This is a genomic window from Roseateles sp. (assembly GCF_965262435.1).
Classification (GTDB): Bacteria; Pseudomonadota; Gammaproteobacteria; order Burkholderiales; family Burkholderiaceae_C; genus Paucibacter_A.
This window is the reverse complement of the sequence record NZ_OZ253537.1, coordinates 468,185-480,291: the sequence shown is the minus strand read 5'-3', so window position 1 is coordinate 480,291 and position 12,107 is coordinate 468,185. Positions and strand designations below refer to the sequence as shown.

14 protein-coding genes are annotated in these 12,107 nt (G+C 66.9%); 7 read left to right on the top strand and 7 right to left on the bottom strand.

The window, feature by feature from the left end:
* Positions 1–2: 2 nt before the first annotated feature.
* From ACQY39_RS02120 to ACQY39_RS02110, 3 genes are read right to left on the bottom strand one after another with little or no spacing between them, the layout of a single operon-like run.
* Positions 3–455 carry a YybH family protein gene (locus ACQY39_RS02120; RefSeq protein WP_428503249.1) on the bottom strand — a complete coding sequence of 151 codons (453 nt, stop codon included), beginning with the start codon at positions 453–455 and terminating at the stop codon, positions 3–5.
* Between the two features lie 2 nt (positions 456–457).
* Entirely contained in the window at positions 458–664 is a 207-nt protein-coding gene (locus ACQY39_RS02115; protein ID WP_263518000.1) for a zinc-finger domain-containing protein, read from the bottom strand.
* A gap of 46 nt (positions 665–710) precedes the next feature.
* Positions 711–1,097: a hypothetical protein gene (locus tag ACQY39_RS02110; protein ID WP_428503248.1), complete on the bottom strand. Its 387-nt coding sequence runs from the start codon at positions 1,095–1,097 to the stop codon at positions 711–713.
* Between the two features lie 239 nt (positions 1,098–1,336).
* Between ACQY39_RS02110 and ACQY39_RS02105 the strand changes: the two genes are divergently transcribed.
* Both ACQY39_RS02105 and ACQY39_RS02100 read left to right on the top strand, forming a co-directional pair.
* Positions 1,337–2,104, top strand: a complete 768-nt coding sequence (locus tag ACQY39_RS02105) for a substrate-binding periplasmic protein (protein WP_428510702.1) — start codon at positions 1,337–1,339, stop codon at positions 2,102–2,104.
* A complete protein-coding gene (locus tag ACQY39_RS02100; protein WP_428503247.1) occupies positions 2,101–4,116 on the top strand; it encodes a diguanylate cyclase domain-containing protein in 2,016 nt (671 codons plus the stop codon). The genes ACQY39_RS02105 and ACQY39_RS02100 overlap by 4 nt, the downstream gene beginning before the upstream one ends.
* Here the strand turns inward: ACQY39_RS02100 and radA are convergent.
* Positions 4,103–5,470 carry a DNA repair protein RadA gene (radA, locus tag ACQY39_RS02095; RefSeq protein WP_263517996.1) on the bottom strand — a complete coding sequence of 456 codons (1,368 nt, stop codon included), beginning with the start codon at positions 5,468–5,470 and terminating at the stop codon, positions 4,103–4,105. The genes ACQY39_RS02100 and radA overlap by 14 nt on opposite strands.
* 136 nt (positions 5,471–5,606) lie before the next feature.
* On the opposite strand from radA, the gene ACQY39_RS02090 reads away from it, so the two are divergent.
* The 4 genes from ACQY39_RS02090 to ACQY39_RS02075 all read left to right on the top strand — a co-directional run bounded on the left by ACQY39_RS02090 (position 5,607) and on the right by ACQY39_RS02075 (position 8,695).
* Positions 5,607–6,236 carry a LysE family transporter gene (locus tag ACQY39_RS02090; protein WP_428503246.1) on the top strand — a complete coding sequence of 210 codons (630 nt, stop codon included), beginning with the start codon at positions 5,607–5,609 and terminating at the stop codon, positions 6,234–6,236.
* Positions 6,237–6,327: 91 nt separating this feature from the next.
* A complete protein-coding gene (locus ACQY39_RS02085) occupies positions 6,328–7,218 on the top strand; it encodes a DMT family transporter (protein WP_428503245.1) in 891 nt (296 codons plus the stop codon).
* Between the two features lie 172 nt (positions 7,219–7,390).
* Positions 7,391–8,047: a PEP-CTERM sorting domain-containing protein gene (locus ACQY39_RS02080; RefSeq protein WP_428503244.1), complete on the top strand. Its 657-nt coding sequence runs from the start codon at positions 7,391–7,393 to the stop codon at positions 8,045–8,047.
* A 129-nt stretch (positions 8,048–8,176) separates the two neighbouring features.
* Positions 8,177–8,695 (top strand): PEP-CTERM sorting domain-containing protein, encoded by a 519-nt coding sequence (locus tag ACQY39_RS02075; protein ID WP_428503243.1) that lies wholly within the window; start codon positions 8,177–8,179, stop codon positions 8,693–8,695.
* Positions 8,696–8,767: 72 nt separating this feature from the next.
* On the opposite strand, the gene fumC is transcribed toward ACQY39_RS02075, so the two are convergent.
* Positions 8,768–10,171: a class II fumarate hydratase gene (fumC, locus tag ACQY39_RS02070; protein ID WP_428503242.1), complete on the bottom strand. Its 1,404-nt coding sequence runs from the start codon at positions 10,169–10,171 to the stop codon at positions 8,768–8,770.
* Positions 10,172–10,425: 254 nt separating this feature from the next.
* On the opposite strand from fumC, the gene ACQY39_RS02065 reads away from it, so the two are divergent.
* Positions 10,426–11,124, top strand: a complete 699-nt coding sequence (locus tag ACQY39_RS02065; protein ID WP_428503241.1) for a hypothetical protein — start codon at positions 10,426–10,428, stop codon at positions 11,122–11,124.
* An 8-nt stretch (positions 11,125–11,132) separates the two neighbouring features.
* Here the strand turns inward: ACQY39_RS02065 and ACQY39_RS02060 are convergent, their stop codons facing one another.
* A complete protein-coding gene (locus ACQY39_RS02060; RefSeq protein WP_428503240.1) occupies positions 11,133–11,555 on the bottom strand; it encodes a PspC domain-containing protein in 423 nt (140 codons plus the stop codon).
* A 141-nt stretch (positions 11,556–11,696) separates the two neighbouring features.
* The gene (gene arfB / locus ACQY39_RS02055; RefSeq protein ID WP_428503239.1) at positions 11,697–12,101 is read right to left on the bottom strand and encodes an alternative ribosome rescue aminoacyl-tRNA hydrolase ArfB; all 405 of its coding nucleotides are present in this window, start codon (positions 12,099–12,101) and stop codon (positions 11,697–11,699) included.
* Positions 12,102–12,107 lie beyond the last annotated feature (6 nt).

Sequence of the window (12,107 nt, the reverse complement as noted above, 5' to 3'; positions counted from 1 at the left end):
GCTCAGTGCAGGACCGAGGGCTCTTCGATCACTTCCTGAATGTCATGCGCATTGCCGGGGCTGGCATGGTGCAAGACCATGCGCCAGCCAAAGGCCGTCTTGAGATAGACATTGGTGGCAATCACCCAGGCGCTTTGCTGGCCGTCCGGGCCTTGCACCTGCACCCGCTCCAGCACCTGGTGGATGGCGGTGTCGCCGGTATGCAGGCGCCGCACGCGCTCGGGATGGGCCGGGATGGCGCCTTGCTGGAACACCGCCTCGAAGGCGGCGCGGATCGCGCCCAGGCCGACCACACGCGGGCCCCCGGGGTGCACGCAGGAGACTTCCTCCTCGTCAGCCCAGACCTCCATCAGCCGCTCCAGGTCGGCCTGTTGCAGGGCCTCGTAGAACTGCTGTTCGGTGTCCTCGGGCGAGGCCAGCAGTGCGGCGGCTTGGGCTTTGCTGCGCTGCTGCATGCTCAGTGGTGGCTGTGCAGGGTTTCGCCGGCTTTGAGCTTGTAGACGGTGCCGCAATAGGGGCACTTGCCCTGGCCGTCGTGGCTGATGTCGATGAAGACCTTGGGGTGGCTGCTCCACAAGCTCATCTTGGGGTTGGGGCAGGCAACGACGCCCGGACCTTGAACATCGGCGGCCGTGACTTCGACGATGGATTTGGCTTCGCTCATGGGAGGGTGCTTTCGTGTGAACAAGGTCGGACGTAAAACGGCGATTTTACGAGGCTTGATCGTCCGGGCGGATCAGCTGCCAGCGGCTCACCGTGCCCTTTTCCATCTGCAACTCGACGCGGGCGCCACCGGCGTCGGTCCAGCCATAGGTTTCGGGCTGTTCGCTGATCTTCTGGCCCAGGCTGCGCGTCAGCGGCAGCACTTCGACCAGTTTCATGCCGCTGCGCAGCTTGGCATTCAGCATCACCGCACTGTCAACATGCCCGACCGGGCCTTCCGACGCCGCCTTCATCACCCGCATCAGGCGCGAGAACTGCAGCAGCAGCCAGAACACCACCACCGTCAGGGCGAGCATCACGCCTTGCCAACCATAGAGAAAGCCACCGCCCAGCAGGGCGATCAGCGCCAAACCAATACCGATCCATGTGTTCATGGCTGCATCCTACGACCTCTGACGATGTCGTCTTGGGCCGGTCATGGCTTTGGCGTATTCTCGAAGCCTTTTCCAGGAGGGCTGCGGCCGCGCTTCAACAGCAGAGCGCGCCGCAGCAGGCTTTGGGTGCCGCTGGCCAGAGGGCGAGCGATGGCCCAGGTTCAGCAAAAGAGGACGCAGCAGTGCAGTTGTGCAGCGCAAGCAAGGGAGTTGGTCGGTGCATCAAGGTCGGCGCCTTGATGGTCGGGCTGCTGCTTGGCGCCTTGGCCCCGGCCCATGCCACCAGCGGCCCCGATTGCTCGCGCCCCTTCAGCCTGGCCCTGCATGACCATGGCCTGCTCTACTCGGCCGAGACCGGCAGCGGCATCGACAAGGACATTGCCGACGAGATGGCCCGGCGCAGCGGCTGCAAGTTCTTCGTCTCGCTCTTGCCGCGCGCCCGCATCTGGCAGCTGATCGAAAGCGGTGCGCTCGACTTCAGCCTCTCCGGCATCAGCAATGCGCAGCGCGAGAAATTCGCCAGCTTCGCCTGGTGTTTCAGCAACCGTTACCAGCTGCTGCTGAGGCGCGACAGCCAGGTCCAGAAGATCGAGGATTTCGAGCGGCAGCGCGGCTTGAAGCTGGGCGTGATCCGCAGCTTCCGTTACAGCGAGAGCGCCAACCGCCTGGTCGACAAATTGGCCGAGCAGCAACGACTGGTGCAGTCCAGCGGCCTCAGTGCCTTGTTCGATGCTCTCAGCGCCGGGCAGATTCAGGCCATGATCATCGAACCCTTCGACCTGCCCACTTTGCAATCGGCGCGCATCCGCGAACTGGCCCAGGTGCTCGACTTCGGCGACGCGCCCGTGCCCCATGGCCTGATCATGTCGCGCGCCAGCCTCAGCGATGCCGAGCAGGCGCGTTGGCGCGAGCTGATCGAAGGCATGCGCCGCGACGGCAGCCTGCTGCGCATCTTCGAGAAGTACTTTCGGCCCGAGATGGCGCGCGCCATGGTGGCCTTGCCATGAAGCGCTTTGGCGTCAGCGGTTTCAGCGGCGCCCTTGGCTTGAGCCCGCAAGCGAGCTGGCTGCGCTGGCGCGGCCTGCCCTTGGCGGTCCTGCTGCTCAGCCTGGGCCTGACCCTGAGCTTCTGGCATTCCGAGCAGGTGCGCGAGCAGGCCGTGCAGCGCCAGGCCTTTGACTCCAGCTTGCGCGAACTCAGCGAGCGTATCGAGCAGCGCATGGCCGCGCAGCAGCATCTGCTGCAGGGCGTGCAGGGCTTTCTGTCCGTGCACGGTCCGCTCGATGCTGCGGCATTTCAGCGTTATGTTGATGCCTTGCCCCTGGGCGCCGATTTCGCGGGCCTGCAGGGCATCGCCGTCGTGCTGCCGCAAGCCTCGCGCGCCGGTCCGGCATTCAAGATCCAGCAGATGGAACCTGGCCTGCTGCGCAACCGCGCCCTGATGGCGCTTGATCTAGGCAGCCTACCGGCCCTGTCTCAGACCTTGCTGCAGGCGCGCGACTCGGGCCATCTGGCCCTGTCGCCGCTGTTGAATCTGCGCGAGCTGGCACTACCGGCGCAGTCCGGCTTCGCGCTGGCCTTGCCAATCTACCGAGGCGGGCGCATGCCGGCCTCGATCGAAGAGCGGCGCCAGGCCTTGCAGGCCTGGGTGCTGGCGCCGGTGGCGGCCGCGGAGCTGATGGCCAGCCTGTACGGTGAGCTGCCCGCATCGCTGTCCCTGGCCTTGTTCGACGGCCAGGAGCTGGACGAAAGCCGACTGCTCTACCGCCGTGCCGATGCTGGCTGGCGGCCTGACCCTCTGGGTTTGGCCGAGGCGCCGCCGCCGGCTGCGCGTCAGGCCAGCGAGTTTCTGGTGCTGGGCGGTCGCACCTGGACGCTGCAGCTGGCCGCGGGGCCAGGCTTTGCGGCCCGCCACGGCGCGGACTATGCGCCCAATGTGCTGCGCGCCGGGGTGGTGCTGAGCCTGCTTCTGGCCTTGCTGGCCTGGCTGCTGGGCAGCGCGCGTGAACGCGCCCAGGCTCTGGCCGAGCGCATGACCCAGGCCTTGCGCGAGAGCGAGCAGCGCTGGGCCTTCGCGGTCGAGGGCGCTGGCGACGGTGTCTGGGATTGGCATCTGCCCAGCGGCCAGCTGGGCAGCTCGGCGCGCTGGAAGCAGCTGATGGGTCTGCCAGCCGAACCGGCCGCATGCCCAATCAATCAGGTCTGGGGTCTGATCCATCCCGAGGATCTGGCCCGGGTGCAGAGCGAGGCGCAAGCCTGCCTGGAGGGCACGGCCGCTCAGTTTTCGGTCGAGTATCGGGTGGCTGGTCCGGCCGCACGTTGGAACTGGGTGTTGGCCCGTGGCACCGTGGTCGAGCGCAGCCTGCAGCAAAAGCCGGTGCGCATGATCGGCACCCTGTCCGACATCAATGCGCGCCGCCAGTCCGAGGAGCGGGTGCGCTTCATGGCCTTGCACGACCCCCTGACCGAGCTGGCCAACCGGGCTCATTTCGACGAGCGCCTGCGTTTTGCACTGGCCAATGCGCGGCGTTACCAGGAGCCCATCGGCCTGATCCTGCTCGACCTGGACCGTTTCAAGCCCATCAACGACCAGTTCGGTCATGCCGTCGGCGACCAGCTGCTGCAGACCGTGGCGCGGCGCATCAAGGCGGCCGTGCGCGAGACCGACACGGTGGGCCGCATCGGCGGCGACGAGTTCGTGGTGCTGTTGACCGGGCCCTTGAGCCGCGAGTCGGCCCAAGGCGTGGCCGACAAGATCTACACCCAGGTGGCCCAGCCCATGGAGCTCGGCAGCTTGCGCCTGGAAATTACTTGTTCGCTGGGCCTGGCCCTGTTCCCTGAGGACGGCCAGGATGAGCTGAGCCTGGCCAAGAGCGCCGACGACGCCATGTATCGCAACAAGCGCGCCGGTCGGCCCTGGCTGGGCGAGGGCCGCTACGGCCCGCCGTCTGCCTCGCCCGCATCGCCTTCGGGCAACCCGGCGAGCGGTGCCGCGGGCGAAGGGTTCACAAGCCCCTGACGCAGTCCATGGCCTCTTCGATGCGCTCGACCGCATGGACGGTCAGCCCTTCGATCGGCTTCTTGGGCGCATTGGCCTTGGGCACGACGGCGACGCTGAAGCCCAGCTTGGCCGCTTCCTTGAGCCGCTCCTGGCCGCGCGGTGCCGGTCGTACTTCGCCGGCCAGTCCGATCTCGCCGAAGGCGATGAAGCCCTTGGGCAGCGGCCGGCCGCGCAGCGAACTCTGGATGGCCAGCAGCACGGCCAGGTCGGCCGCCGGCTCGCTGATGCGCACGCCGCCGACCGCGTTGACGAACACGTCCTGGTCCTGGGTGGCCACACCGGCGTGGCGGTGCAGCACGGCCAGCAGCATGGCCAGGCGGTCGCGGTCCAGGCCCACCGAGAGCCGGCGCGGGCTGGGCCCGCCGCCATCGACCAGGGCCTGCAGCTCGACCAGCAGCGGCCGCGTGCCTTCCAGGGTCACCAGCACGCAGCTTCCGGGCACCGGCTCGCCATGGGTGCTCAGAAAGATGGCGCTGGGGTTGGCCACGCCTTTCAGGCCCTTCTCCGTCATGGCGAACACGCCGATCTCGTTGACGGCACCAAACCGGTTCTTGATCGCCCGCACCAGGCGGAAGCTGCTATGGGTGTCGCCCTCGAAGTACAGCACCGTGTCGACGATGTGCTCCAGCACGCGCGGGCCGGCCAGCGAGCCTTCCTTGGTGACATGGCCGACCAGCACCATGGCGCAGCCGCTGGATTTGGCCGTGCGGGTCAGCTGGGCCGCGCACTCGCGCACCTGCGCCACCGAGCCGGGGGCCGAGCTCAGATGCTCGGAGTAGAGCGTCTGAATCGAGTCGATGACACAAAAGGCCGGGCGCTCGGCCTCCAGCGTGGCCAGGATTTTTTCCAGGCTGATCTCGGCCAGCACGCGCACCTTGTGCCCGGCCAGGCCGAGGCGGCGCGAGCGCATGGCGATCTGCGCGCCCGATTCCTCGCCGGTCACATAGAGCACCGGCAGCTTCTGCGACAGGTCGTCGATGGCCTGCAGCAGCAGGGTCGATTTGCCGATGCCCGGGTCGCCGCCGATCAGCACCACGCCGCCGGCGACGATGCCGCCGCCGAGCACGCGGTCCAGTTCATCCTGGCCGGTCGGCGTACGCTCGAAATCGGTGGCCTCGATCTCGCTCAGCGTGGCCACCGGCTGGCTCTTGGCCAGGGCCTGGTAGCGGTTGTTCTTGCCGCCGGCGCCGGGCGCCTCGGCCACGCCCTCGATCAAGGTGTTCCAGGCGCCGCAGCTCGGGCATTTGCCCAGCCACTTGGGGCTGATGCCGCCGCAGTCGGAGCAGGTGTAGATGGATTTCTCTTTGGCCATGGGGCGATTGTCCTCGCTCGAGGCGGCCGCGGGTGCCGCGCTGCCGCGGGGCGATGTTCGCCCCGAGCATGCGCTGGCATGAGGTGCCAGAATGGCGGGCTGGCCGACCTGTTGTGCGGGCACTAAGGAGTTGTCAATGGAGTTTTCGACCTGGCTGGCATTTTTCGCCGCCTCCTGGGCCATCAGCCTGTCGCCCGGTGCCGGCGCGATTGCGGCCATGAGCTCGGGGCTCAATCACGGATTTCGGCGCGGCTACTTCACCACCTTTGGCCTGATCCTGGGCATCCTGACCCAGATCCTGCTGGTCGGCGCCGGCTTGGGCGCCCTGATTGCCACCTCCAGCCTGGGCTTTGCCATCGTCAAATGGCTCGGCGTGGTCTACCTTGTCTACCTGGGTATCCAGCAATGGCGCGCTCCGGCCACGCCCATGGTGTCAGCCGGCAGCGAGGCGGCCCAGGTGACGCGCCGCCAACTGGTGCTGCGCGGCTGGGCGATCAACGCCGTCAACCCCAAGGGCACGGTCTTCCTGCTGGCCGTGGTGCCGCAGTTCCTCGACCTCAAGGCCAGCTTGCTGCACCAGTACCTGGTGATCGCCGCCACCCTGGGCTTCACCGATCTGGTGGTGATGGCCGGTTACACCGTGCTGGCTGCGCGCGTGCTGTCGGCCCTGCGTTCGCCCGCCCACATCAAGGCCATGAACCGCACCTTCGGCAGTTTGTTCGTGGTGGCGGGCGCCTTGCTGGCCAGCTTCAAGCGGAGTGTTTGAGGCGTTTCGCCGGCCTTTCCTTGCAGCTCCTCAGATTCATGTTCCTCAGGCCGCCTGCTCCGGGCGGCCTTTGCTTTTTTGGCTACCCTCCATGTCGACCTCTGCGATTTCCACCCGATGGCTGTTTTGGGGCCCCACGCTGATCTGGGCCAGCACCTGGCATGTCATCCTGTACCAGCTGGACAGCGGGGTTCCGGTGCTCAACTCGGTGGCCTGGCGCTTTGCCATCGCGGCCGCCTTGCTGTTCGGCCTGGCGCTCTGGCGCCGTGAATCGCTGCGCATGCCGGTTGGCGCGCATCTGTTGATGCTGGCCACCGGCATCGTCCAGTACAGCGGCAACTACTACTCGGTCTACGAGGCAGAACGCCATATTCCGACGGGCTTGGTGGCCGTCTTGTTCTGCCTGATGGTGTTCGGCAATGCGCTGAGCGGCCGGGTCTTTTTCGGCCAGTCCGTGACACGCCGCTTCCTGCTGTGCGCCAGCGGCGGGGTGGTCGGCGTGGTCATGATTTTCTGGCCCGAGATCGCCGAAACCGGCGCGCGCCCGACCGCGGCACTGGGCTTGGGCCTGGGGCTGCTGGCCGTGCTGGCCGCCTGCGTCGGCAATGTGCTGACCCTGACGCTGACCCGGCGCGGCCTGCCCTTGGTGCCCATCCTGGCCTGGAGCATGGGCTATGGCGCGGTGTTCCTGCTGCTGATGTCGGTGCTCAGTGGCCAGGGCCTGCATTTCGACTGGCATGCACCCTATGTGCTGAGCCTGCTCTACCTGGCGGTGTTCGGCTCGGTGACGGCCTTCGTGCTTTATTTCAAGCTCGCGCAGCTGCAAGGTCCGGCGCGCGCGGCGCTGACCGGCGTGGTGATCCCGGTGATCGCCCTGGCCATCTCGGCCGCGCTCGAGGGCTGGGCGCCGAGTCTCCTGTCGTTCGCTGGCATGGCGCTGTGTCTGGCCAGCATCTTCCTGGCCACACGGCCTGTGTCTTGATGGGCGGTGTGCCAGTCTGACACTCAGGGTTGCTCCGAGGCCGTTGATGGTGACAGTTATCCCTAGCTCGCAGACTTGTGGGTGCTTGTCACGCTGCTGACACTGAAACTTCGATGCGCCGCACCGGTGCTTCGTTTCGGTGACTCAACGGTACTTCCTCAGGAGATCAGTCATGTCGATCAAGAACAAGTTCGCGCTTCAGCCTCTGGTCCTGGCCGCCCTGCTCGGCGCAGCAGCCAGCGCCCAGGCCACGGTGACGGTCTACACCACGCAAGCGTCCTTTCTGGCCGCCGTCACAGCGCCCGGTGTCGACACCTTCACCGGCTTCTCCATCAGCGGCGCGACCCCCAGCCCCATCAATCGCACGGCCGGTTCCTACGGCTACACAGCGACCGCTAGCACCAGCAGCTTCTTTGGCGCAGGGACCGTGGCCAATCCCTGGTTGTCCACCAATATCGCCACCGACTCCGTGACCTTCAATGGTTTCACCGGCGGTGTGAGCGCCATCGGCGGCAACTTCTTCGGCTCCAACATCTCGGGCCTGTTTGCGGCCGGCGATGTGGTGCTGACCGCCACCGACGCCAGCGGCACGGTCACTCAGACCATCACGGGCGCCACCACCAGCAGCTTCATTGGCTTCGTGTCCAACGGCCCCTTGCTTTCGGCCACGCTGGCCTCCGTTCGGCCGGTTTCGGGCGCCCTGTGGCCGACCGCAGACAACCTCATCCTGGCCACGGTGGCAGCCGTACCCGAGCCACAGACCTATGCCTTGCTGCTGTCCGGCTTGGGTGTCCTGGGCTTGATCGCCCGCCGGCGTCGGCAGGGCTGATCGAACTTAGGGGCCGGGCAAGCCCTCTCGGGCTTTGCCCGCGTTGACGCTGCTGAAAGCCCGGCCTATCGTGACTTGGTTTTCAGCCGCCCGGTTCGCGGGCGACACCACTCACGCAAAGGATGTCCCATGAAGTTTTTCAAGCAAGTCGCTGCTGCACTTCTGAGCGGAGCCGCCCTCTTGGCCTCCGGGCTGGCGCAGGCCGATACGAGCTGGGCCTGGTCTTACACGGGCACCGGGGTGAGCGCGTCCGGCACCTTCACGACCGCCGGTGCCGCCCTGGTACCGGAGGACATCCTCAGCATCAGCGGCAGCCGCAACGGCGTGGCCATCCTGGGCTTGGTGCCCCTGGGCGAGGACGGCAACTTTGCCTACGACAACCAGTTCACCAACAGCGGCAATTACTTCACCGATGCCGGCATGCTCTATGACGTGGGCGGTGGCGATGTCGGCCACTTCAATGTCTATTTCTTCGAGGGCCAGCATTTCGACCTGCAGGTGGTCGATGGCCAGGCGATCGAGATCCCGATCAGCTTCTCGGTCACGGCCGTGCCGGAAGCCGCGACCTATGTCTATATGGCGCTGGGCCTGGCCGGTATCGGCGCCCTGGCGCGCCGCCGCAAGCTGGCGCCCGGCGCGGCCGCCTGAACCTCCGTTCGCAGCTTTCTGCGAGGCGAGCGCCCTTCGGGCCGCTCGCCTTTTTTCATGGCCGCTCCTGACTCAGCGGCCGACCATGTCTTCGACGCGCACCCAGCGGTCGAAGTCTTGTTCGCTCAAGAGGCCCAGTTGCAGGGCCGCTTGGCGCAGGCTGCTGCCCTGGGCATGTGCCAGTTTGGCAATCTGTGCGGCCTGGTCGTAGCCGATATGGGGAGCCAGGGCCGTCACCAGCATCAGGGACTCATTGAGCAATTGCTGGATGCGCTCACGCCGCGGCTCGATGCCCGCGACGCAGTGTTGGCTGAAGCTGCGCGAGCCGTCGCTGAGCAGGCGGGCGCTCTGCAAGAAGTTGTGGGCCATCATGGGCCGGAACACATTGAGCTCGAAGTTGCCGCTGGCGCCGCCGAAATTGAGTGCCACGTCATTGCCGAAGACCTGGCAGCAGATCATGGTCAGGGCTTCACTCTGGGTCGGGTTGACCTTGCCCGGCATGATGGAGGAGCCGGGTTCGTTCTCCGGGATCTGCAGCTCGCCGAGGCCGCAACGCGGACCGCTGGCCAGCCAGCGGATGTCGTTGGCGATCTTCATCAGGCTGGCGGCCACGGTCTTGAGCACCCCATGGCCGTGCACCAGGGCATCGGCCGCCGCCATCACCTCAAACTTATTGGGCGCACTGACAAAGGGCAGGCCGGTCGCCTCGGCGATGCCGGCCGCAGCGCGGGCGGCAAAGGCGGGATGGGCGTTCAGGCCGGTGCCGACCGCCGTGCCGCCCAGGGCCAGTTGGTAGAGATGGGGCAGGGCGGCTTGCAGGTGCAGCCGGCCTTGCGCCAGCTGGGCGACATAGCCCGAAAACTCCTGGCCCAGGGTCAGGGGTGTGGCGTCCTGTAGATGGGTGCGACCGATCTTGATGATGTCGGCAAAGGCCTGGGACTTGAGGTCCAGCTGGCTGCGCAACTCGTCCAGGGCCGGCATCAGCTGCTGCTCGATCGCCAGCGCCGCGGCGATGTGCATGGCGGTAGGAAAGACGTCGTTGGAGGACTGGCCGAGGTTGACCTCGTCGTTCGGGTGCACCCGGCGCGCGGGGCCGCGCGGGCCGCCGAGCAGCTCGCTGGCGCGGTTGGCCAGCACCTCGTTGACGTTCATATTCGTCTGCGTGCCCGAGCCGGTCTGCCAGACCGACAGCGGGAACTCTTCGGCCCAGCGCCCGGCCAGGACTTCATCGGCGGCCGCGACGATGGCCTCGGCTTTGGCCGGCGCTAAGAGGCCTAACTCGCCGTTGACACGGGCACTGATCTTCTTCACCAGCACCAGGGCATGGATCAGCTCGGGCGCCTGGCGTTCGGTGGAGATGGCGAAGAACTGCAAGGAGCGCTGCGTTTGTGCGCCCCAGAGGTGCTCGGCAGGAACGGCGATGTCGCCGAAGCTGTCGTGTTCAAGCCGCTGCGGGGCGGCGGAGGAATCGGGCATGGACGGGCCTCCTGAAGCGTGCCGCCGTTCTTCCCGAAGCGGGGGCGGTGCACCCCCGAGCTTGGCACAAGCGCGAAGGGGTCCCGGAGGTCATGGCTGGGCTTGTCTGCGTGCAGCCACAGGCTCGATGGGCGTCCTGTTTCGCCGTTGACGCGCGGCCCCGCTCCTCCTTAGCCTGGGCTCAGGCCCGCGCCAGTGAAGACGTCAGGCCCTTCATCGAAGACCCTCTTGCCTTGATCGAAAGGATGGATCGCATGACTCAGCAGCTCGCTTCCTCTTCAACTTCTCTCTCTTCTGTATTCGACACTGCACTGAAGCCTCAGCCGGGCCCGGCCCGCTACACCGGCCTGGGCATTGCGGTCTTGGTGCATGTGGCTCTGGTGGTCGGCTTGATTCAGGGCTTTGCCCGACCCAGCCTGCCCAAACCACCGGCCAAGACCGAGGTGGAGGTTCTGATGGATGCGCCCAAGCCGCCCGAGCCTGTGCCGCAGCCGATCGCGGTGGAGCTGCCGCAGCAGTTGCGTGACATTCCTTTGCCAATCAAAGTGCCCGTGCCTATGTTCGACGTGCAGCGCGATCCCAGCCCCAACGACATCCAGGCCCGCTACGACGGCCCGCCGGTGGTGGACTTCAGCCCGCGGCCGAACGTGGCCGAGCCCGTGCAGAGCCCGCCCGTGGTCGAGCCGGCGATTCGGCAGGCCGGCATGGTCTGCACGCAGATGGCCCGGCCCGAGCTGCCTGCGCTGAGTTGGAGTGGCGAGGCGGTGTTCAAGATCCTGGCCACCGTGCGTGAGGGTCGCGTGGTGGCCACCGAGCTGCTGGCCGCGCGCGGCGCCCTCGATGGCAAGACCCGCCGCCAGCTGATGGGCGCCATCGAGAGCACGCTGCGCGAGCACTATGTCTGCCCCGGCAACCATCGCTTCGAGCAGGAGTTTGCGTTCCGCGTCGATTGAGTCGGCACTCAGAGCGAGGGCGCCTTGCGTGAGCCCTCGTCGTTTTGCCAGCCCTGGCCCGGGACGGGCTTGGGCGCTTCGGGCACCAGCAGCCAGAGCAGCAGGTAGGCGAGCAGACCGGCGCCGTGGCAGAACAGCAGGGACAGGAAGACCAGGCGCCAGATCCAGGCCGCGGTGCCACTGATCTCCATCAGGCCGCCGCAGACGCCACCCAGCCAGCGCTCATCGCGGCTGCGCTGCAGGCGGTTGATGGCCGAACCCAAGCCTTGCTCCTTGCGGCCCGGTTGGTTCTGGGCACGGCTGGAGGCGCTGGAAGGCTCGCTGGCCTGCCCTTGCAGCAGCCGCTCCTTGGCGCGCTGAAACTCATCGTCGGACAGTTGGCCGCGCTGATGCAGTTCGGCCAGGCGTTCGAGTTCGTTGCTGAGAGACATGATGCGGGGCTCCTGGTCTTGCATGGCGAGTTGCCATGGAAGCCAGTGTGCGCAGGCCGCCAGGGTCGGGCCAGCGGCCTGCGACGAACTGCAAGGCTCGGGGCCTCAGCTGCACGGAATCCGGGTATACCCGCGGATCGGCTATTCCTGCACCCGGCCGCGCCCAGCCTTGATGCCGCTGCGCTGCGCCTTGCCCTCCAGGCGGCGCTGCTTGGAGCCCCAGGTCGGCTTGGTGGCCTTGCGGGCCTTGGGTGTGTGGGCCACGCTCTGGACCAGATCGATCAGGCGGGCCACCGCATCGGCTCGATTGGCCTCCTGGCTGCGCGAATCCTGCGCCTTGATGACGATCACGCCCTCGTTGTTGAGGCGCTGGTCGGACAAGGCCAGCAGGCGCTGCTTGATCAGGGGCGGCAAGCTGGAGCGTTCGATGTCGAAGCGCAGGTGCACGGCGCTCGACACCTTGTTGACGTTCTGCCCGCCCGGGCCGCTGGCGCGTATGAAGCTGAAGTCCAGCTCCCAGTCGGCGGGTGTCCAGTTCAGGATCACCGCGCC